The organism is Olsenella absiana, assembly GCF_036408855.1.
In the GTDB taxonomy this organism is placed as follows: domain Bacteria; phylum Actinomycetota; class Coriobacteriia; order Coriobacteriales; family Atopobiaceae; genus Olsenella_K; species Olsenella_K absiana.
Genome location: NZ_JAZGJQ010000007.1, coordinates 80250 through 100949 on the forward strand (window position 1 = coordinate 80250; position 20700 = coordinate 100949).

Consider the following 20700-nt stretch of genomic DNA (forward strand, 5'->3'; position numbering starts at 1 on the left):
GGCGCCCCGCCCCCACCCAAGCGCAAGCTACTTGTTGGACGCCTTCTCGGTCGCCCAGTTGTCGACGAAGGCCGTCTTGACCTCGTCCCACGAGCCACCGGAGGCGTAGGAGGTGAGGGCGCTCGCCAGGTCGTCGCGGTACTCCTGGTTGGGCTGGACGGAGAAGGCCCAGCCGACCGGGGACTTGCCGGAGGCGGTGATCTCCTTGGCCTGGGCGTAGATCGGGTTGGAGGGCTCCTTCGCGCTCTTGAACGGGCAGTTGAAGCCCATGTCGTCGGCGAGCGCAGCGGTGCCCTCGTCGGAGGTCACGACCCACTTCAGGAAGTCGAGGGTGGCCTTCTGGTCCTCCTCGGCGGCGTCGGCGTTGACGGCCCAGTAGTTCTCGGTGCCCGCGCAGATTCCCTGCTTGCCCTCGTCGCCCACGCCGATGTAGATCGGGAGCAGTCCGAGGTTGTCGTCGCCGAGGGCCTTGATGTTCTTGTAGTCCCAGGAGCCGGTCTGGTAGAACACGGCCTCGCCGCCCACGAACTCCGCGACCGCGTCGTCGGAGGTCTTGGCGGAGAGCTGGGACTTGTCGACCGTCGAGTCGGTCGTGTACAGGTCGAAGATGTCCTTGTAGTTGGGCAGGTAGGTGCCCTTGATGGTGTCGGGGTTGGTGACGTTGTCGTCCTGGAACTCGAACCACAGCGGCATGTTGGCGAGGTGGTTGGTGAAGCGCCAGCTGGAGCTGGAGTCGAGGCCGGAGCTCACGAAGGCGCCCTTGACGCCGAGCTCGTCCTTGCGCGCCTGGATGTCGTCGGCAACCTTCTTGAGCGCGGCGAAGCTCGTGATGTCGGAGGCGGAGTAGCCGGCCTTGGTCAGGAGCGCCTTGTTGTAGACGATGCCGTAGTCCTCCTCGACGAAGCCGATCGCGTCGATCTTGCCCTCGTCCTTGAGCACGAGGTCGAGGTTGGTGAGCTCGCCGTAGACATCGGAGCCGGAGAGGTCAGCGCAATACTCCTTCCAGTTCTCCAGGCCCACGTAGCCGCTCACCTGGAAGAGCGTCGGCGCGGAGCTCTTGGCCATCTCGCTCTTGAGCTTCTCCTCGTAGGTGCCGGAGGCGGCCGTCACGACCTTGACCTCGACGCCCGTCTCGTCGGTGTACTTCTTGGCGAGGTCCTGCCAGGCCTGGTCGGCCTCGGGCTTGAAGTTGAGGTAGTAGACCGAGCCCGAGGCCCCGGACGCGGCCGAGGAGTCGGAGGAGCCGGAGCCCGAGCCGGAGCAGCCGGCGAGGCCCAGCCCTGCGAGGGCGAAGGCGCTGCCCGCGAGGAAGTTGCGACGAGAGATGTTGGTGTTCATGGATACTCCCCCTCATGCCCTGGGACGGGACCATCCCGTCCGCCTCGATCCGAGCCGGGGAGGGCGACCTCGCCCGCCCCGCGGCTGCTCCCAGGAGGACGGCCCGGATGGGTGCGTGACGCGTCCTCTTGTTTGAACAACCGACTCGCTGATAAGAGGGTACGGTCGCCTGAGCATTTGTTCAAACAAGTTCGGGCGGACGGTTGTTATCTTTGGCTGTGCGGAGAAAGGCCTGGTTGAGGGAGGTGCCCGAACGGGCGGGCGCGACCATCCGACTGGGGGCGGGGCGCGGACCCGATGAAACGCGGCGGACGAAACGAGAAACTAGGCCGGGACGCACCGTCTGCCAGGTTGGGGGGGAACGTCGCCTCGCTGGCGGACGGTGCCTTCGCTACCGGGCGCCGCCGCCCATCAGCGCACGAAAGGCCACTCGCCGCGGGCGAGCGCAAGGACCGCGTCCGCGACGGCGTCGTCCGCGCAGGCGCCGATGTGCCAGCGCGCTGCCGCGGCGGCCTCGGGCGTGGCGTTGGCGACCGCGACGGAGTCCGGCACGTGCGAGAGCATCGAGAGGTCGTTGCCCGCGTCGCCGAAGACCACGACGTCCGCCAGCGAGCAGCCGATCTTCTCGCACAGGAGGTCTATGCCCGTCGCCTTGTTGATGCCGGCCGGCATCACGTTGGAGAAGGTCGGCAGCGCGTTGTCGAGGTCGAGCCCCTCCACCTCGCGGTTGAGGCGGGCGACGAGCGCACGGGTCGTGGCCTCGTCGGTCGCCGAGAACACGTTGGCCTTGTTGATCGGCGCGCGAGGCACCTCGCCCGCCTCGACGCAGGCCTCGCCGTAGCGCGGGAAGGCGGCGAGGAGGTCGGCGCGCTCGCCGCAGACCAGGTAGGGGGTGTAGCCCTCGAAGCAGATGACGCCTGCGTGCGGCGTGCCCTCGACGGCGCGCACGAGCTCGACCAGGGGCTCGCACTCGAAGCCCACCTTGCGCACCATGGCCCCGTCGAGGGAGACCTCCAAGCCGTTGGTCGTGACGCCGGTCGCGAAGAGCGCCTCGTCGCCGCAGAAGATCGGCGCGACCCAGTCCCTGCCGCGGCCGCTGCACGGCCCCACGCGGATGCCCGCGTCGAGCGCCGCGTGGAAGGCCGCGCGGACGCGCTCCCCCACCTGGTCACACCCCTTGGGCATGATCGTGTTGTCTATGTCGGCAAGGATCAGCTTCACCATGCGCGTCCACTCCCATCGTCGCCGACGGGCGCGGACGCCCGCCGGAAAGCCTCTTCGATTGCACGGACGTCAAGGTTACAGCACGGCGAGCAGGTCGAGCCCGGAGGTCACGAACGCGGGCAGCGGCACGGCGGCGAGGTAGACGACGAGGCCCAGCACGGCCGCGACCAGGACCGGATTGGTCACGACGGCCCGCGGCCCCACCTTGCGGGCGTCGCCCGTGAGCAGCCACGCGCCGCCGTCCTGCCACGGCATCGATGCGGTAACGTCTCTGTCATACTATCGCAGGTGACGAGAGGCGGGCGAGGCGCTCCGGTCCACGTGCGGGCGCGGCTCCTGGGGAGGACGGAAGATGGACGAGAAGGACGAGGCCGGTCGCGACATGGCCGGCAAGGGCCCGGCAGAGCGCGACGTAGCCGCAAGGAGCCGGGACGAGCGTCCCTTCGGGGTGCTCGACCTGCACTGCGACACCCTCGACGCCCTGGCGCTCGCGCAGGAGGGGGCAGGCGAGAGGCTCGGCCTCTCCTGGAGCGGGGTCGAGGGCGACCTCGCCCACAACAACCTGGCGCTCGCCGCCGACCGCATGGCCCAGATGCGCTGGTGCCAGTGCTACGCGGTCTTCCTCCCGGACGAGCTGCCCGCCGGCGTGGCGCCGCTCGAGTTCTACCGCACCGTCGTCGCCTACTTCAGGGAGCAGACCTCGTCCGAGGACGGCGCCGTGAGGCAGGTGCGGGACGCCCGCGACCTCGACGCCACCCTCGACGCGGGCCAGGTCGCCGCCCTGCTCACGGTCGAGAACGGCTCCGTGCTTGACTCGGGCCTCGAGGTGGTCGACGAGCTTTCCGGCGACGGCGTCAAGATGCTCACGCTGACCTGGAACGGGCGCAACGCGATCGGCAGCGGCAACGACGGGACCTCCGGGCTCACCGCCTACGGCAGGCAGGCCGTGGCCGCTCTCGAGGAGGGCGGCATCGTGGTCGACGTCTCCCACCTCAACGAGGCGGGCTTCTGGGACGTGGCCCGCGTCGCGCGCCGGCCGTTCGCGGCCTCCCACTCCAACGCGCGCGCCGTCTGCGACCACGCGCGCAACCTCACGGACGACCAGTTCCGCGCCATCGTCGACGCCGGCGGCATCGTGGGCCTCAACTACTACCGCAGCTTCGTGACCCGCCGCCACGGCGCCCACGGAGACGTTGCCGAGTCCGGCGAGGTCACCTTCGAGGAGCTCATGGCTCACGTCGAGCACTGGCTCGACCTCGGCGGGGAGGCGGCGGTCGCCCTCGGCAGCGACTACGACGGCTCCAAGGTCCCCGCCTGGCTCGACGGCTGCGAGCGCGTGCCCGCCTTCCACGAGCGCGTCGTCCGCGAGCTCGGCGCAGGCCTCGCCGAGCGGCTGTTCTTCTCCAACGCGCGCGACTTCTTCGTGCGCCACGAGAAGGCGCGGGCGTAGCGGCGGGGCCTGCGGGACGACGCGCCCGATGGAGCCTTGGCCGCGGCAGGATGGGGTCGCGGCAGGCTAGAGCCGCGGCAGGTCCGTCTGGCGGAAGCTCCCCCGGCGGGCGCGGCGCTCCTCCACGGCCCTGTCGAAGAGCCTCAGGGAGAACTGCTGGGCCTCGCGGCCGTCCGAGCCCTCGCCCAGAAGGCCCGTGCCGCGCAGGCGCGAGCGGTACATGTGGAAGTCCACGTCCCCGCCCGCGGCGCGCAGGCGCTCGACGAGGTCGATCGTCTGGTCGCGCGCGGGGTCCCGCATGCCGGTGAGCACGGCCGCCGCCGGCATGCCCGAGAGGCCCACGCCGCGGGTGTAGGCCGGCAGCGTCGCCTCCCAGCCGGCGCCGAGCGTAGGGTAGAGCGCCATCAGGTAGGCGACGGGCGCCTGGCCCTCGTCGCGCTCGTAGAGGGCCAGCTCGACGGCGAGGTCCGCGCCCAGCGCCTGCCCGCCGACGAACACCTGGTCGGCGGCGATGCCGTAGCGCCTGGCGTTGTCCTGGAGCCACACGAGGGCGGCGTGGCACTCCTCGACCCCGGCCGGGTGGTCGAGAGCGAGGACAACGCACGGGCGGTGGCCGAAGAGCAGGCGCGGCATGACCTGGAAGGCCTCCGCGTCGCGGCCCGGCACGGAGTCGCCGTAGAGCCACAGGACGCCGGGCACGCCCGAGACGGGCAGCTCGCCCGCGAGCAGGCGCCCCTCGGCCTCGCCGCCCCCGGCGAGGCCGAGGGCGACGGGGACGCCGAGCGGCTCGGACGCGGGAGGCGCTGCCGGCGCGTCCGAGACGGGCCCGGCGCCTGCGGGCGCGGGCGCGCCGGCGCGACCCCTCGGCCCCGCGTCCTTCTCGCCCCGCCCCGCCCCCTTGCCGAGGACGCGCGAGAGGAGGCCCATCACTCCCCCTCGGGCAGGACGGGCTCGCCTGCGAGGTAGGTCTCCGCGACGGTGAGGTCCGCGTTGAGCACGACGAGGTCGGCGTCGCGCCCGGGCAGGATGGAGCCGCAGCGGTCCGCGATGTCGTTGGCGCGGGCAGGCACCTCGGTCGCCATGCGGATGGCCTGCTCGGCCGTCACCAGGCCCCAGTCCACGACGTTCTTGACCGCGTGCGCCATGGTGAGGACGGAGCCGGCGAGGTTGCCGCCCTCCCTGAGGTGGGCGGCGCCGCCGGAGAGCACGATGGGGAGCTCGCCCAGGAAGTAGTCGCCGTCGGGCATGCCGCCGCAGCGCAGGCAGTCGGTGATGAGGAAGACGTGCTCCCAGCCCTTGGCGCGGATGAGGGCGTCGGCGGCGACGGGGTTGACGTGCTGGCCGTCGCAGATGAGCTCGGCGAAGGTGTCCTGGCTCGTCATCGCGCAGCCCACGGCGCCGGGGTCGCGGTGGTGCAGCCCGCTCATGGCGTTGTAGGTGTGGACGAAGACCTTGGCGCCGGCGAGCACCGCGGCGGCGGCCTCGGCGTAGGTGGCCGAGGTGTGGCCGATGGCGGCCACGCAGCCGTCGGCCGTCACGTGGTGGATGTACTCGGCGGTGTGGTCGCGCTCGGGCGCGAGCGCGGACTTCTTGATGAGGTGGCCGCACGCCGCCTGCCAGGCGTCGTAGGCCTCGATGGAGGGGTCCATGAGGTACTTGGGGTTCTGGGCGCCCTTGTGCTCCTCGGTGAAGAACGGCCCCTCGAGGAAGATGCCCTGGACGCGCGCGCCGACGAAGCCGGGCTCGCGGCGGGCGTGCGCCTCGAGGACGCTCCTGCAGGCGCGCGCCGTGTCCTCGACGCTCGCCGTCAGGGTCGTGGGGAGCCACGAGGTGGTGCCGTGGCGGACGAGGCCCTCGGCGATGGCCTCGATGCCGGCCGGGTCGCAGTCCATCACGTCGTGGTCCATGAAGCCGTGGACGTGGGTGTCGACGTAGCCGGGAGCAACCCAGTAGCCCATGCGGTCGACGACCTCGACGCCGGGCGCCGGGTCGTCGACCTGCACGCCGAGGATCTTCCCGTCCCGCACGAGGACGTACCCGAAGCCGTCGATGCCGCCGGGCAGGATGACGTGGTCTGACTTCAACGCGAACGTGGACATGGCAGCCCCCTCGAGCTCGCAGCTATTGGATGCCCGGGGACCTGCCCCGGGAGGCGCTTCTCCGCCTGACCCAAGAGGATACCCCGCGGGACGCCCGCGCGCACCCTGGCCCGGGCGGACGCGGGCACCGCGGCGGCGCCCCCCGTCGGCGCCGGGGCTAGGAGCGCGCCAGGAGCGCCTGGTAGGCGCAGCCGTACATGGCGGCGGCGTTGCCGAGGCTCGCCTGCACGATCCGCGTACCCGCCGAGGTCGCCAGGCAGTAGTGGCGAAAGGCGCTGCGCAGCCTCTCGCCGAAGAAGCCGAAGCCCTTGCCCACGCCGCCGCCGATCAGGTACACCTCGGGGTCGATGACGCAGGAGACCTGCGCGAGCGCGTAGCCGAGGTAGTCGGCCATGGAGAAGATCGCGTCCGCCGCGACCTCGTTGCCATGCTCGGCGGCGCGGAAGACGGAGAGCGTGTCGGTGGGGCCGGTGAGGGGCACCGGGGTCGCGCCGGCGGCCTCGCACCTCTCGCGGTACATCCTCACGACGCCGGTCGCGGAAGCGTACTGCTCGAGGCAGCCGCAGCGGCCGCAGCCGCACACGCGCGTCTCGGACCGGTTGACCGTGAGGTGGCCGATCTCGCCGGCGGCACCGAAGGCGCCCGCCACGACCCTGCCGTCCACGATCACGCCGGCGCCCACGCCGGTGCCGAGGGCGACAAGGACCGCGCTGCCCACGCCGCGTGCGGCGCCCTGCCACAGCTCGCCGAGCGCCGCCGCGTTGGCGTCGTTCACGAAGGCGAGCCGCGCCGCGCCGAAGGAGTCCTGGATCGCCGCCCTGAGGCCCTTGTCGTCCAGCTGAATGTTGGGGAGCATGCCGACCCTGCCCTCGGCGTCGACGGGCCCGGGGATGTCCAGGCCGATCGCGCAGACCTCCTCGGGGGCCGCGCCGTTCTGCTCGAGCACGCGCCCGAGCGCGCCGGTGACCTTGGCGAAGTCGTCCTCCGTGAGGAGGGCGCCCGTTGGCACCTCCTCGGTCGCGACGAGCTCCCCGCCCTCCTCGAAGAGGCCGATCTTGATGCTCGTCCCGCCGACGTCGATCCCGAAGACCCTGTTCATGAGGACTCCCTCCGCTGCTCCGGGCGCCGCGGCGCCCCTGCCGAGAAAAACCGTGGCCCCAGTATCGCACGGGCGCGGCGCGCCGGCGCCGTCCGCGCGCGGTCCCGCTCGGCGTCGGCGGCCGTCCGGGTGCGCCGGCGCGCGGGCGCGCTACACTCGACTCCTGAACCAGAACCGACACCCAGGAGGTACCATGCCTGACACCAACGCGACCGAGCCCGTCCCCGAGCGCGGGCCCCTCCCCTCCGACCTCGCCCCGTACCTGGAGACGCTCCGCGAGGTCGAGCGCCACCTCTACGCCCACCGATACGCGAAGAAGACCCTCGACGTCCTCGGCCCCACGATCGACCCGGCGGCCGTCACCGCGGACCGCGGCGAGGCCCTCGCCGTCCTCGAGGAGGAGGACCACGACCTCGTCTGCTCCCCCGAGCTCAAGGGCGCCCTCGACCACCTCTCCGAGCACGACGCCGAGCTCGACGAGACCACCCGCGCGCAGGTCAGGGTCCTGCGCCGCACCCAGGAGGAGATGACGCTCGTCCCGGCCGCGGACCAGGCCGAGCTGACGCGCCTCACCTGCGAGGCAAACGACGTCTGGGCGCGCGCCAAGCGCGCCGACGACTGGGCGAGCTTCGAGCCCTACGTGGATAGGCTCGTCGCCCTCATGAGGCGCATGGCCCACGAGCGCGACCCCAGGCGCGACGCCTACGACGTCTGGCTCGACCACTTCGAGCAGGGGACGAGCCGCGCCTTCTACGACGACTTCTTCGCCCGGGTCAAGGACACGGTCGTGCCGCTGCTCATGGACATCCGCTCCAAGGGCTACCAGCCGAGCCGCGACTGCGTCGAGGGCCGCTTCGACGCCGCCCGCCAGTGGCAGCTCGCCCGCGACGTCGCCGAGCTCGAGGGGGTCAACCTCGACGCCTGGTGGCTCACCGAGACCGAGCACCCCTTCTCCGAAGCCATGACCACCAACTACGCCGTGACCGCCGCGCACGTCTACGAGGACGACGTGACCCGCAACCTCTACAGCATGCTGCACGAGGGCGGCCACAACTCCTACGAGCAGGGGGTGGACCCCTCGTTCAACTACACGTCCCTCTCGGGCGGCACCTCCGCGGGCATGCACGAGGGCCAGTCGCGCTTCTTCGAGAACTACGTCGGCCGCGACCGCGCGTTCGCGCCGCACCTGCTCGAGCTGCTGAAGCGCCACTTCCCCGGCCAGATGATGCGCGTGACGCCGCAGCAGTTCTGGCTCGCCACCAACCGCGTCGAGCCGCAGCCCATCCGCACCGAGGCCGACGAGCTCACCTACCCGCTGCACGTTATCATCCGCTACGAGATCGAGCAGCTGCTCTTCTCGGGCGAGGCGAAGGCGGCCGACGTGCCCGGCCTCTGGAAGGAGCGCTACAAGGGCTACCTCGGCGTCCGCGTGCCCAACGACCGCGACGGCGCGCTGCAGGACTCGCACTGGTCGACCGGCTACTTTGGCTACTTCCCCACCTACGCGCTCGGCGGCGCCTACGGCGCGCAGCTCAAGGACCAGATGCTGGCGGACGGCGTGGCCTGGGAGGACGACCTCTCGCGCGGCGACCTCACCGAGGTCCGCGAGTGGCTGCGCCAGCACATCTGGCGCTACGGGCGCTCCAAGGACCCCGACGAGCTCATCCGGATGGCGTGCCACACGGGCTTCGACCCCTCGCACTACACGCGCTACCTGGACGAGAAGTACCGCGGCATCTACGGGCTCTAGCGGCAGCGCGGCGGTACTGCCCGCGGCCGGCGCGGCGCTGCGGCCGACGCGGCGGAGCAGGCGCACGAGCGAGGAAGGAGGCGCGCCCATGAGGGCCTTGCTTCAGAGGGTCGAGGAGGCGCACGTCGAGGTCGGCGGCCAGGAGGTGGGCAGCTGCGGTCGCGGCTTCCTCGTCCTTCTCGGCGTTAGCCCCGACGACACCGCAGAAGTGGCGGACGCGCTCTGGGAAAAGATCTATCATCTGAGGGTATTCGGGGACGAGGCCGGCAAGACGAACCTCTCTCTCGCTGACATCTCGGGGGAGGTGCTGGTGGTCAGCCAGTTCACGCTCTTCGCGGACTGCCGCAAGGGCCGCAGGCCCTCCTTCAACGGCGCCGCGGAACCGGGGCTGGCGGACGAGCTCTACCGGCACTTCTGCGACGTGGCCGCCCGCGACGTGCACGTGGAGCACGGCACGTTCGGCGCCGAGATGCGCGTCTCGCTCGTGAACGACGGCCCGTTCACGATCTGGCTCGACACGGACGAGCTCGCCCGTCCGCGGCACACCCACCGTTAGCGGCGGCGCGCCCGCCAAGGCAAGGCGGCGCGGCCGTCAAGGTCAGGCGGCGCGGCCGCCCGAGAGAAAGGATTCGCATGTCCGGCTTCTTCAAGGAGTTCAGGGAGTTCATCTCCCGCGGCAACGTGATGGACATGGCAATCGGCGTCATCATCGGCGGCGCCTTCACGGGGATCGTGACCTCGCTCACGAGCGACGTCCTCCAGCCGTTCATCCACATCGTCACCGGCGGCGGCACCGAGGTCTCCGGGCTCGACGTCACCGTGGGCGACACGACGATCGGCTTCTCCAACTTCATCAGCGCGATCATCAACTTCCTGATCATCGCCCTCATCGTCTTCTGCATGGTCAAGGGCATGAACAAGCTCGAGAAGACCGTGCAGGAGAGCGCCAACAAGCTGCTCAACAAGCAGAAGGAGGAAGAGGCGGCCACGACCCCCGTCTGCCCGCACTGCCTCGAGGAGGTCAAGGCCGGCGCGACCCGCTGCCCGCACTGCGGCGGCGAGATCCCCGGCGGCGCGCACGTCTAGGCGCCCCGGCTCCAACGCACGTCTAGGCGCCGGGGGCTCCGGCGCACGTCCCGGCCCCGGCGCCCCCGCCTCGGGACCGGCTCGCAGCAAAGCCACCGGCCCGGGCGTCACCCTCTTCCGCGAGCGGAAACGCTGACGTCGCACGCGGGCCCCGCGCAGCCAGGCCCCGAGGGGCCGGGTCCCGCGGGGCCCGCGTGCAGCCATTCTGTCGACTCGTGCATTTCGGCGACTTAGGGACGGGTCGAGGCGGCGCCGAGAGGGCCTCGCGAGCGGAAGACGGCCCCCGGCGGCGGAGGACTCGCGGAATCCTGGGCAGACGTGGCGTCCCGCCATCGCGGCGGGCGGCGGAAGCGTCGCGAGCCCCCTCCGACCCGTCCATAACCTGTCGAAATGCACAATCCCGCGCTGATAGTTGCATCGGCTCGCGCGCGGCCCCGGGCCGGCCGCGGCCCCGGGCCGGATGCTGCCCCGGGGCCGGAACCCTCGCGCCCGAGCGCCGCCCACCCCGCCGACCTGCGGCCGCGCCCCGGGGCTACGCCTCCTTGGGGACCCAGCTCGCGATGATGGTCATGTCGCCCGTAAAGGTGAGGTCGCCCGAGCGCGCAGGCGCCACGAAGTGCGCGCCCTTCTCGAGCTCGTGTCGGCCGGCCGGCGTCTCCACCGCGCCAGCGCCCTCGACCACGGAGACGCAGACGAACGGGTGGTCCTGCCTCAGCGTCACGGACGTCCCCTCGGTCGGGCGCAGGCGCACGACGTCGAAGTTGGGGCAGCTCATGAGGCTCGTGATGCCGTCCACCTCGGGAGCCGTGACCTCGCCCGACGCCGGCGGCACGAGCGAGAAGTCCACCACGTCGAGCGTCTGCGGGATGTGCAGCTCGCGCCGCGTGCCGTCGGCCTGCACGCGGTCGTAGTCGTAGACGCGGTAGGTGACGTCGGAGGACTGCTGCGTCTCGAGGATCAGCGTGCCGCCCTCGATGGCATGGATCGTGCCAGGCTCGATGCGGAAGAAGTCGCCCGCCTTGATGGGCACCTCGTAGAGCAGCTCGGACCAGCGGCCCTCCTCGACCATGCGCGCGAACTCGGCCCTGTCGTGGGCGCGCTGCCCCACGACGATCTTGGTCCCGGGCTCGGCGGAGAGCACGTACCAGCACTCGCGCTTGCCGAGCGAGCCGTTCTCGTGCGCGGCGGCGTAGGCGTCGTCGGGGTGCACCTGCACGGAGAGGTTCTCGCGCGCGTCGAGGATCTTGATCAGCAGCGGAAAGCGGTCGCCCGAGGCGCCCGCGAAGAGCCCGCGCTCGCTCTCCCACAGGTCCGACAGGTACCTGCCGTCGTAGGCGCCTCCGGCGACCGTGCAGTCGCCCGCGGGGTGCGCGCTGATGGCCCAGCACTCCCCGATGCTGCCGTCCGGGATCTTGTAGCCGAACTCCGTCTCGAGCCTGCGGCCTCCCCAGATCTTCTCGTGGAACACTGGGTTGGTAAAGATCAGGTCATCGAAGTCGTCGCTCACGCCTGCCTCCTAGCGCCGGAAACCGTCACGTCCTCGGGAACTGACACGGCACAAGCATAGCAAGGCGCGCACACGGCGGCGGACAAGGACGCGCAGTCCGAGGCCTGGCGCGGCCGGCTACGCGTCGACCACGACCTCGTCGCCCTCGTCGTGGCAGCGGACCACCTCGCGGGCGACCTCGCGCGCGAGGGCGAACTCGTCGCGGCGGAACATGGCGAGCACGATGCGATCGAAGCGCACCGCGTAGGGGACGAGGGCGTCGAGCGCGACCGGCAGCGCGCGCTCGAGCGGAAAGCCGTAGACCCCGCACGAGATGGCGGGGAACGCGATTGAGGCGTCGCCCGCGGCGAGCGCGAGGTCGCACGAGCGCTCGTAGCACGACGCCAGGAGCCGCGCGCCCTCCTCGAACGAGTGCTCCGAGAAGACCGGGCCGACCGTGTGCACCACGTGGCGCGCCCAGGAGATGCCGTAGGCGCCCGTCAGCCTGGCGTCGCCCGTGGGGCAGCCGCCCTCGTCGTGCAGGCGGCGGCACTCCTCGTCCAGGCCGGGGCCGGCAGCGCGGTGGATGGCGCCGTCGACGCCTCCCCCGCCCATGAGGCCGCCGTTGGCCGCGTTCACGATGGCGTCGACGCGCTGGTCGACGACGGAGCCGTGTACGATTCGGATCATGGCAGCCTCCCGGAGCGGACGCAGGGCGCCCGGCCGACAACGGCAACGGCTCCTGCGCCGTCGGCGCCTACGGCGACGCCGACGGCGTGCGGAAGCCTACGCGCACGGAAAAAGAGGCGAGGCCGTGGGAGCGGATGCGCCAAGGGGAGTGCGCATCCCGGACGGGGAGAGGAGAGGGACCCTTGTCCGCCCACGGGCGTCGTCTCTTATTCCTACCAATCCACTAGGGATATGTGCATCTTAGGGCTGGCCGAGAAACTCGTCAAGCCCCGGGCGAAAGTTCGGGGCGGCAAGCCCGGGGCGACTCCCCCCCACCTCCCCGTCCGCAGGCGCATCGCACCCGTGGGGGCACGGGTTCCTCCCCCTCCGCAAGGGGGTGCGCTACATTAATGCAAGGCTGTCCAGGGGCCACGGGCACGCGGGGGCCGCGGGCACGCGGGCGCCGCGCGCCGACGGACGCCGGGGGGGCCGCCGGCGCCAGCACGGCGCCAGGCCACGAACGCCGGCCTCGCGGCTCGAAACGGGCACCACGCACGGGAACGCACGGGACGCAGGGGGCATGCGATGCGCACGTACGACTTCTACACGGGAAGCGAGTTCTTCGCCCAGGACTACCTCGGGGCCCACCTCGTCGACGGGGGCGTCGTCTTCAGGACCTTTGCCCCGGCAGCCGAGGCGATCGAGGTCGTCGTCGAGGGCGTGCCCCACCCCATGCACAAGGTCGAGGACGGCAACTTCTGGGAGCTCCTGTGCCCCGGCGCCCGCGAGGGCTGCGCCTACGAGTACCGCATCCACCACGCAGGCAGGAGCGTCGACCACGCGGACCCCTACGCCTTCGGCTCCGAGCTGAGGCCGCACCATCGCTCCGTCGTGCGCGACCTGACCTACGAGTGGGGCGACGCCGAGTGGATGGCCCACCGCTCACGGGGCGATGACCGCCCCATGAACGTCTACGAGCTCAACCTCGGGAGCTGGCGCAAGCGCTCGGGCGACGAGCCCTCCGACGACCCGGCCGACTGGCTCGGCTACGAGGAGGTGGCGGCCCCCCTCGTCTCCTACCTCACCGAGAGCGGCTACACCTTCGTCGAGTTCATGCCCCTGACCGAGTACCCCTTCGACGGCTCGTGGGGCTACCAGCCCACCGGGTTCTTCTCGCCCACCAGCCGCTTCGGCGAGCCCCGCCAGCTCATGGCCCTCGTCGACAGCCTGCACCAGGCGGGCATCGGCTGCATCCTGGACGTCGTGCCGGTCCACTTCGCGACCGACCCCTGGGGGCTCGCGGACTACGACGGCACCCCGCTGTTCGAGTACCCCAACGACGCCGTGGGCGTCTCCGAGTGGGGCAGCCACAACTTCATGTACTCGCGCGGCGAGAGCCGCAGCTTCATGCAGTCGAGCGCCAACTTCTGGCTCGGCGCCTACCACTTCGACGGGCTGCGCATGGACGCGATCAGCCGCATCATCTACTGGCAGGGCGACGAGGCACGCGGCGTCAACGCGGACGCGGTGAGGTTCGTGCGCACCATGAACGCGGGCGTCAAGTCGCTCAACCCCGGCACCTTCCTGGTGGCCGAGGACTCGACGGACTTCAAGGGCTGCACGGCCGACGCGAGCGAGGGCGGCCTCGGGTTCGACTACAAGTGGGACATGGGCTGGATGCACGACACGCTGAGCCTCTTCCAGACCGACCCCTACTTCCGCGCGGGCAACTACCACAAGCTGAGCTTCTCGATGATGTACTTCGGCAACGAGCGCTACCTGCTGCCGCTCAGCCACGACGAGAACGTGCACGGCAAGGCGACCGTGGCGCAGAAGATGTGGGGCGACCTCGACCTCAAGTTCCCGCAGGCGCGCGCCCTCTACCTCTACATGATGGCCCACCCCGGAAAGAAGCTCAACTTCATGGGCTCCGAGGTGGCCCAGCTGCGCGAGTGGGACGAGCGGCGCGAGCAGGACTGGTTCCTGCGCGCCTACCCCACGCACGACGCCTTCTACCGCTACGTCTGCGAGCTGAACCACCTCTACCTCGCTCACCCCGCGCTCTGGGAGCTCGACTACGAGCAGGCGGGCTTCCAGTGGCGCCAGGTCGACGACGAGACGCACGTCGTCTACGCCTTCGAGCGCCGGGACCGCTCGGGCGAGCGGCTCCTGTGCGTCCTCAACCTCGCCAACTGCCCCCACGAGGGCTACGAGCTCGAGCTGCCCGAGACCGGCTCCGTCGAGGTCCTCCTCGACACCGACTGGCAGCGCTTCGGCGGCGCCACGCCCGACGGGCGCACGGGCGCACGGATGGACGCGGGCGCGGGCACCCTCGCGCTCGACCTGGCGCCGCTCTCCGGCCTGCTGCTCGCGCTTTTTCCCACCAGGGGGGAGGGCGCCGGCGAGGACTCCGCCACGGGGGCGAGAAGGACCTCGGCTCGGTGCGCCGGCGCGCCCGACACCGCAGGGCGCTAGCGTCCGCCGACCCCGCAGGGCCTCGGGCTGCCGAGGGCCCAGCCCGCCCGGCGCAACGCTCAGGCGGACAGCCGCGAATCGAGGAGAGATGGAAGAGAAGCTCTGGGACGAGTTCGTCACCTACGTCAACCTCTACTACGCCATCCAGCAGGCCTGCATGACGCAGGAGCGGCGCCCCGAGGGGGCGCCGGCGGGCCTGGAGGAGTTGTGCTCCGAGGCGAACCCCTTCCTCTGGGACGCGGCGAGCTCCGCCGATCCCGAGCTCTACCAGGACTTCTCCCGCCGCTTCGAGGAGCGCTTCGACGGCGGCTACTCGACCTCCGCGGACGGCCTCGACTTCTGCCGCGACTGGCTCCGCTCCCTCGAGGGCGGCCGCTACGGCAGCGGGCTCGTCTCCTCCTTCGACTCCGTCGTCACCGACCCCTCCGTGTGGGACGAGTCCTACCCGCCGATCTCCGAGCAGGTGAACAACCGCATGGTGATGAACGAGCTCTCGCCGCAGGACGTCCCGGGCGAGTTCGCGTACGGCGCGGGCCCGGTGTCCGCGCCGACGGCAGCCGGCCGTCCCGCGAAGGGCCCGGCGCCGAGGCCCGCAAGCGCGACCGGCCCCGCCTCCGGTCCCTCCGCCTGCGCGATGCCCTCCGCCGACGCGGACGCCTCGTTTGCCGACCCCAGCTTCGAGGAGTTCGCCTCCCGCCAGGCGACCCTGGCGGACGTGCCGGCCGTGGCCGCGATGCTCGCCGGCACCCAGGGGCTCCACAGGAGCGACCTCGAGCGCTACCTCACGCGCAACATGCAGCAGGGTGCGCTCGCTCAGCAGGTCGCCGAGGTGGACGGGCGCGTCGTCTCCACGGCGGGCGTCCTCTTCGTGGAGGTCATCCCCTCGGCCGAGAACCCCTCGGGCATGGTCGGCCTCGTCGTGGGCGTGAGCTCGCTTCCGGGCTACGAGGCGACCCTCCCCACGCTGCTCGAGGACATCGAGCTCAAGGCGAGCGGCAGGGGCGTCTCGCGGCTCTTCCTCTACGACCAGGGCGAGCGCGCCACGGACGCCTGCCTCGACTACGGCTTCGAGAGCGAGGGAGACCTGCTCTCCCTCCTCGTCTAGCGGGCGCGCCGTGGGCTCCCTTGGCCCCCGGACGCGCCTCGCGGCCGGCCTCCGCCCGCCCGGTCGCACGCGGGCCGACTGCGCGGACGACGCGCGCGTCGACAGTCGCGAGAGGGTCCTCGCGCGCGTGCGCGGCCGCTTCGGCACGACCGAGGTCGTCGAGGGCACCTGGGACGACGGCCGCCCGGTCAGGCTCCTCACCGTGGACGGCACGCTGCAGTCCGCCACCTACGTCGACGAGGGCTGGTGCGACCCCGTCTTCGACTACTACGTCCTCTTCGACCTCGCCTTCGAGGCCTGCCCGCGGGCGCACGACCTCCTCATGCTCGGGGGCGGCGGCCTCGGCTACCCCAAGTACCTGCTGGCCGAGCGTCCCGAGGTCGCCCTCGACGTGGTGGAGGCAGACCCGGCCGTCATCCGCCTCGCCAGGCGCCACTTCTTCCTCGGCCGGCTGCTGCGCGAGCGGAGAAGGGCCCACCTCCCCGGACCGCGCGTCGTCTGCACCGACGCCCTCGACTTCCTCGAGGGGACCGGGCGGACCTACGACGCGATCCTCTGCGACTGCTTCGCCGCGGGCGAGGCGCCGTCCGAGCTGGCGGGCCCGAAGGCGGCCCGCCTCTACCTCGAGCGGCTCGCGCCCCAAGGCGCCTTCCTCGCCAACGTGGTCTCTGCGGCGGAGGGGCCGCGGGCGCGTCCGCTGCGCGAGCTCGCGGCCACGCTCGCCGCGGCCGGCTTCTCCCGCGTGTTCGCCGCCGGCGTCCAGCCCGGGCGGGAGGCGGAGGAGGACAACGTGATGCTGCTGGCCACCCGGGCAGCGCTCGACCTCCCCTGGGCGCGCCGCCTCGCGTGACCGACGGGCGCCCCCCGGCGAGCGAGGCCGCGAGCCCCGCCCCGAGCCGGGGGCGCCCCCGCCTGCTATACTCCCCTGTCTTGGACGGAGGAAGGGGAGCGCATGCGGGCAGGGGCACGGACGGAGCCGAAGGACGGCCGCGAGGGGGGCTTCCTCGCGAGCACGGCGGGGGTCGTGACCCTCGCCCTCGTCGCGACCTTCCTGTGGGGCAGCGCCTTCCCCTGCATCAAGATCGGCTACCGGCTCTTCTCCATCCCCGCGGACGACACCGCCTCGCAGATGCTCTTCGCCGGCGCGCGCTTCGTCCTCGCCGGACTGGGCGTGATCGGCGCCATGAGCCTCGTGCGGCGGCGCCCCCTCGTGGCGCGCCGGGAGGACGCGAGGTGCGTCCTCGTTCTGAGCCTCTTCCAGACGACTCTGCAGTACGCCCTCTTCTACCTGGGGCTCGGCCATGCCTCGGGGGTCACGAGCTCGATCATCGAGGCGACGAACACCTTCTTCTGCATCCTGATCGCCGCGCTCGTCTTCAGGCTCGAGCGGCTTACGGCGCGCAAGCTCGCGGGCTGCGCCGTCGGCTTCGCCGGGGTGGCGCTGGTCACGCTCTCCCAGGGCTCGGGCGGCCTCTCCTTCTCGCTGGCGGGCGAGGGCGCGGTGCTCGCCTCGACCCTCGCCGCGGCGACGTCGTCGAGCCTCATCCAGATCTTCTCGCACGAGGGGCACGACCCGGTGACGCTGTCCGGCTGGCAGTTCCTGGTCGGCGGGCTCACGCTCTCGGCCATCGGGCTCGCCGGCGGCGGCTCCCTCTCCCCGAGCGGCCCCGCCTCCGTCGCGCTCCTCCTCTACCTCGCCTTCATCTCCGCGGCGGCCTACTCGCTCTGGTCGCTCCTGCTCGCGAACAACCCCGTGAGCCGCGTGAGCGTCTTCGGCTTCTGCAACCCCGTCTTCGGCGCCATCCTCTCGACCCTGCTGCTCGACGAGGGAGGGATCGTCAGCCCCGCGGTCCTGCTCTGCTCCCTCGCCCTGGCGAGCGCGGGCATCGTGATCGTGAACACGCGGCGCCCCGCCAGGCGCACGCGCGCCGCCCGCTGAGCCCCGGGGGCGCGCCGCCCCCCCGGCCGCACGTCCGCGCCGCACGTCCGCGCCGCACGTCCGTGCCGCCCCTCCCCCGACCGCTCGCCCTGGGCATTCTGCCGCTCGCGGCGCCTCCGCGGCCTTTGTGAACATAAACGACGCAAAGGGCTTCTCTAAACCTGGCCGAAACCTTGCTCTGATAGCGTCTCTCTCCGTGAAGGCAGGCTTCAGCACGACCGCACGACGGCCGACTAGTTGGGAGCGACGCATGAGACGCGAGCAGTTCACGACCCACAGCACATACCTCGGCAGGGACATGCATGCCATCGCCTACGGCGAGGCGGGCGCCTACCCCATCGTCGCCGTCCCCACGCAGGACGCCATGGCCGACGAGTGGGAGGGCTTCGGGATGGTGGACGTGCTGGCCCCCCTCATAGACGAGGGGCGGATCCAGCTCTTCTGCGTCGACACCGTCGACCACGACAGCTGGACCGACGGCTCCGGCGACGACGAGCGGCGCGCGGCAACGCAGGAGGCCTACTACGACTACCTCGTGGAGGAGCTCCTCGCCGAGGTCCACGAGCGCAACGCCTCCAAGCTGCGCCCGCTCGCGGTCGGCTGCGACCTGGGCGCCACGCAGGCAGCCCTCCTCGCGCTGAGGCGCCCGGACCTCTTCCAGGGCTGCATAGCCCTCTCGGGGATCTACCACACGAGCCGCTTCTTCGGCGACTGGATGAACGACACCCTCTACGACAACGACGCCTGCGCCTTCCTCAGCAACATGGAGCCCACCCACCCCTACGTGAGGCTCTACAACGAGCGCCAGCTCGTGTTCTGCGTCGGCCAGGGCGCCTGGGAGGACAGCATCGACGACCTGCGCGTCATCTCCGAGGAGCTCGACCGGCTGGGCGTGGGCGCGTGGTGCGACTTCTGGGGCTTCGACGTGAGCCACGACTGGCCGTGGTGGAAGCGCCAGATCGCCTACTTCCTGCCCATCGTGCTCGACCAGATCGCCGATGGGGCGGAGCCGGGCGAGAAGGACGCGGGGCCCGCGGGCGGCGCCGGCGCGGGCGCGCCCGAGGCCGAGGCGGCGGGGGGCGCCCGCGAGTCGGAGAGGCCGCGCCTGGTCACTGAGAAGGGCGCGCGGCGCTTCGCCCCCGCCAAGGGCTCCGACGACATGGTGGGCGCCTGCAGCATGGTGCCCGAGCGCCGTAAGGGGGCGGCCCCCCTCAACTGGCTCGCGGAGGGGTAGGCCATGCGCTACAGCGTCGGGATCGGCGACAGGTGCGAGGAGTTCGAGCTCGACGAGGCCGACGTCATCGAGGTCATGCACGCCAACGAGGTCGAGGTCGGCGAGGTGGGCCCCGCGCTCGTGCGCGCGGCGCTCGAGCGGCCCCGCGCCACGCCCCGGCTGCGCGAGCTCGTCTCGTGCGGCCAGCGCGTCTGCGTCATCACCTCCGACGTCACCCGACCCCTGCCCACGGCCGAGATCCTGCCCGAGGTGATGGACGAGCTGCACGCGGGGGGCGTCTCGGACGACGACGTCCTTCTCGCCATAGCGCTCGGCAGCCACCGCCCCCAGACCCAAGACGAGCTCCGCCGCATCATGGGCCCCTACTTCGGCAGGCTCGCCGTCCTGAACGGGGACTCGCGCGGGCTCGTGCACTTCGGCAGGACGCGCCACGGGACCCCGGTCGACATCCTCGCCGAGGTCGCCGAGGCCGACGTGCGCGTCTCGCTCGGCAACGTGGAGTACCACTACTTCGCCGGCTACTCCGGCGGAGCCAAGGCGATTATGCCGGGCGTCTCGACCTTCGAGGCGATCCAGGCCAACCACGCGCTCATGTGCGACCCCGCCGCCCGCTCGGGCAACATGGAGAGCCCCGTGAGGCTCGACCTCGAGGAGGCCTGCCGCATGGTCGGCCTCGACTTCATCGTGAACGTCGTGCTCGACGAGGAGCGCCGCATCGTCTACTGCGCCTGCGGCGACTTCGTCGAGGCCCAGCGCGACGCCTGCCGCGAGCTCGACCGCCTCTACGGCTGCCCCCTCGCGGAGAAGGCCGACGTGGTGGTGGTCAGCCAGGGCGGCGCGCCCAAGGACCTCAACCTCTACCAGCTGCAGAAGGCGCTCGACAACGCCAAGCACCCCGTCCGCGACGGCGGTGCGATCGTCCTCGTGGGCTCGTGCGCCGAGGGCCTCGGGCAGCCGACCTTCGAGCGGTGGATGCGCGAGGCGTCCTCGCCCGCCGAGGTCGTCGACCACCTGCGCCGCGAGTTCAGGCTCGGCGGCCACAAGGCGGCCGCCATCGCCCAGATCGAGGAGCGGGCGGACGTCCTCCTCGTGAGTGACCTGCCCGACGAGACGGCGCGCGCCTGCTTCATGCGGCCCTTCCGCCACGTGCAGGAGGCGCTCGATGCCGCCCTCGCCGAGCAGCGCGCGAGGCTCGGGCGCGAGCCGCGGGTGCTCATCATGCCGCACGGCGGCTCGACGCTGCCGCTCATGCGCTAGCGCGCGAGGTCCCAGAGGCGCACGCGGGCGCCGGGGGCGTCCACGGCGACGCGGTAGCGCTCGGGGTAGTAGCGCGTGGAGAGGCAGAGCTCGCCGTCGTTGGCGAAGACCTCCACCGAGGAGGCGTCGCCCACGACGCGCAGGCTCGTGAGCGAGGCAAGCGGCTCGAAGCGCAGGGTGCGCCCGGCGCCGACCGACTCCTTGGAGGGGTCGGAGAAGCGCATCGAGAGCGTGCCGTCCTTCCAGGCGACGCCGAGCTCGTCGGCGACCGTGACGCGCACGGGGCCTGGCCCCGCCGCGTCGACCACGAGGTCGAAGCAACACCCCGCCAGGGGCGCCTCGAGGGCGCCCGTCGCCTCCCGGAGGGGTTCCGTCAAGTATCTTTCGCAAATGTCTTCTGACCCCCTATGTCGGCAGGACTTGCTTGCGGCTTCCTAGTCCGTGCTAACGCTCCTCTCGTCCCAGTGGTCCAGCAACGACATGTCGAGG

The 20700-nt window shown here is 71.6% G+C and carries 19 protein-coding genes; 10 read left to right on the forward strand and 9 right to left on the reverse strand.

What is annotated here, in order from left to right; all coding sequences use genetic code 11:
- Positions 1-27: 27 nt before the first annotated feature.
- From VXJ25_RS07020 to VXJ25_RS07030, 3 genes are all read right to left on the reverse strand, one after another.
- On the reverse strand, positions 28-1338 hold the full coding sequence (locus VXJ25_RS07020) for an ABC transporter substrate-binding protein (RefSeq protein ID WP_330958498.1): 1311 nt from the start codon (positions 1336-1338) through the stop codon (positions 28-30).
- Between the two features lie 411 nt (positions 1339-1749).
- Positions 1750-2562, reverse strand: a complete 813-nt coding sequence (locus VXJ25_RS07025; RefSeq protein WP_330958499.1) for an HAD family hydrolase — start codon at positions 2560-2562, stop codon at positions 1750-1752.
- Positions 2563-2637: 75 nt separating this feature from the next.
- A complete protein-coding gene (locus VXJ25_RS07030) occupies positions 2638-2817 on the reverse strand; it encodes a hypothetical protein (protein WP_330958500.1) in 180 nt (59 codons plus the stop codon).
- Between the two features lie 97 nt (positions 2818-2914).
- Here VXJ25_RS07030 and VXJ25_RS07035 point away from each other — a divergent pair, with 97 nt between their 5' ends.
- Positions 2915-4012 carry a dipeptidase gene (locus tag VXJ25_RS07035; RefSeq protein WP_330958501.1) on the forward strand — a complete coding sequence of 366 codons (1098 nt, stop codon included), beginning with the start codon at positions 2915-2917 and terminating at the stop codon, positions 4010-4012.
- Between the two features lie 66 nt (positions 4013-4078).
- Here the strand turns inward: VXJ25_RS07035 and VXJ25_RS07040 are convergent, their stop codons facing one another.
- The 3 genes from VXJ25_RS07040 to VXJ25_RS07050 all read right to left on the reverse strand — a co-directional run bounded on the left by VXJ25_RS07040 (position 4079) and on the right by VXJ25_RS07050 (position 7210).
- Positions 4079-4939 (reverse strand): alpha/beta hydrolase, encoded by an 861-nt coding sequence (locus tag VXJ25_RS07040; RefSeq protein ID WP_330958502.1) that lies wholly within the window; start codon positions 4937-4939, stop codon positions 4079-4081.
- On the reverse strand, positions 4939-6111 hold the full coding sequence (gene nagA, locus VXJ25_RS07045) for an N-acetylglucosamine-6-phosphate deacetylase (protein ID WP_330958503.1): 1173 nt from the start codon (positions 6109-6111) through the stop codon (positions 4939-4941). Before nagA ends, VXJ25_RS07040 begins: the two co-directional genes overlap by 1 nt.
- Positions 6112-6268: 157 nt before the next feature.
- A complete protein-coding gene (locus VXJ25_RS07050; protein WP_330958504.1) occupies positions 6269-7210 on the reverse strand; it encodes an ROK family protein in 942 nt (313 codons plus the stop codon).
- A 193-nt stretch (positions 7211-7403) separates the two neighbouring features.
- On the opposite strand from VXJ25_RS07050, the gene VXJ25_RS07055 reads away from it, so the two are divergent.
- The 3 genes from VXJ25_RS07055 to mscL all read left to right on the forward strand — a co-directional run bounded on the left by VXJ25_RS07055 (position 7404) and on the right by mscL (position 10046).
- Positions 7404-8960, forward strand: a complete 1557-nt coding sequence (locus VXJ25_RS07055; RefSeq protein ID WP_330958505.1) for a carboxypeptidase M32 — start codon at positions 7404-7406, stop codon at positions 8958-8960.
- An 88-nt stretch (positions 8961-9048) separates the two neighbouring features.
- Positions 9049-9516: a D-aminoacyl-tRNA deacylase gene (dtd, locus tag VXJ25_RS07060; RefSeq protein WP_330958506.1), complete on the forward strand. Its 468-nt coding sequence runs from the start codon at positions 9049-9051 to the stop codon at positions 9514-9516.
- 77 nt (positions 9517-9593) lie between these two features.
- On the forward strand, positions 9594-10046 hold the full coding sequence (mscL, locus tag VXJ25_RS07065; protein WP_330958507.1) for a large conductance mechanosensitive channel protein MscL: 453 nt from the start codon (positions 9594-9596) through the stop codon (positions 10044-10046).
- 532 nt (positions 10047-10578) lie between these two features.
- Here the strand turns inward: mscL and VXJ25_RS07070 are convergent.
- Together VXJ25_RS07070 and VXJ25_RS07075 are read right to left on the reverse strand one after the other, a co-directional pair.
- Positions 10579-11553 (reverse strand): type I phosphomannose isomerase catalytic subunit, encoded by a 975-nt coding sequence (locus tag VXJ25_RS07070; RefSeq protein WP_330958508.1) that lies wholly within the window; start codon positions 11551-11553, stop codon positions 10579-10581.
- A gap of 117 nt (positions 11554-11670) precedes the next feature.
- Positions 11671-12222, reverse strand: a complete 552-nt coding sequence (locus VXJ25_RS07075; RefSeq protein WP_330958509.1) for a macro domain-containing protein — start codon at positions 12220-12222, stop codon at positions 11671-11673.
- A 564-nt stretch (positions 12223-12786) separates the two neighbouring features.
- Between VXJ25_RS07075 and glgB the strand changes: the two genes are divergently transcribed.
- The 6 genes from glgB to VXJ25_RS07105 all read left to right on the forward strand — a co-directional run bounded on the left by glgB (position 12787) and on the right by VXJ25_RS07105 (position 20211).
- Positions 12787-14676 carry a 1,4-alpha-glucan branching protein GlgB gene (gene glgB / locus VXJ25_RS07080; protein ID WP_330958510.1) on the forward strand — a complete coding sequence of 630 codons (1890 nt, stop codon included), beginning with the start codon at positions 12787-12789 and terminating at the stop codon, positions 14674-14676.
- Between the two features lie 88 nt (positions 14677-14764).
- On the forward strand, positions 14765-15781 hold the full coding sequence (locus tag VXJ25_RS07085) for a GNAT family N-acetyltransferase (protein ID WP_330958511.1): 1017 nt from the start codon (positions 14765-14767) through the stop codon (positions 15779-15781).
- Positions 15782-15791: 10 nt separating this feature from the next.
- Entirely contained in the window at positions 15792-16631 is an 840-nt protein-coding gene (locus tag VXJ25_RS07090; protein ID WP_330958512.1) for a spermidine synthase, read from the forward strand.
- Positions 16632-16733: 102 nt separating this feature from the next.
- Complete coding sequence (locus VXJ25_RS07095; RefSeq protein WP_330958513.1) at positions 16734-17720, forward strand: DMT family transporter; 987 nt, start codon at positions 16734-16736, stop codon at positions 17718-17720.
- Positions 17721-17970: 250 nt separating this feature from the next.
- A complete protein-coding gene (locus VXJ25_RS07100; RefSeq protein ID WP_330958514.1) occupies positions 17971-18954 on the forward strand; it encodes an esterase family protein in 984 nt (327 codons plus the stop codon).
- A 3-nt stretch (positions 18955-18957) separates the two neighbouring features.
- Positions 18958-20211: a nickel-dependent lactate racemase family protein gene (locus VXJ25_RS07105; RefSeq protein WP_330958515.1), complete on the forward strand. Its 1254-nt coding sequence runs from the start codon at positions 18958-18960 to the stop codon at positions 20209-20211.
- On the opposite strand, the gene VXJ25_RS07110 is transcribed toward VXJ25_RS07105, so the two are convergent.
- On the reverse strand, positions 20208-20588 hold the full coding sequence (locus VXJ25_RS07110; protein ID WP_330958516.1) for a GH32 C-terminal domain-containing protein: 381 nt from the start codon (positions 20586-20588) through the stop codon (positions 20208-20210). The two genes, VXJ25_RS07105 and VXJ25_RS07110, sit on opposite strands and share 4 nt — an antisense overlap.
- Between the last annotated feature and the right edge of the window lie 112 nt (positions 20589-20700).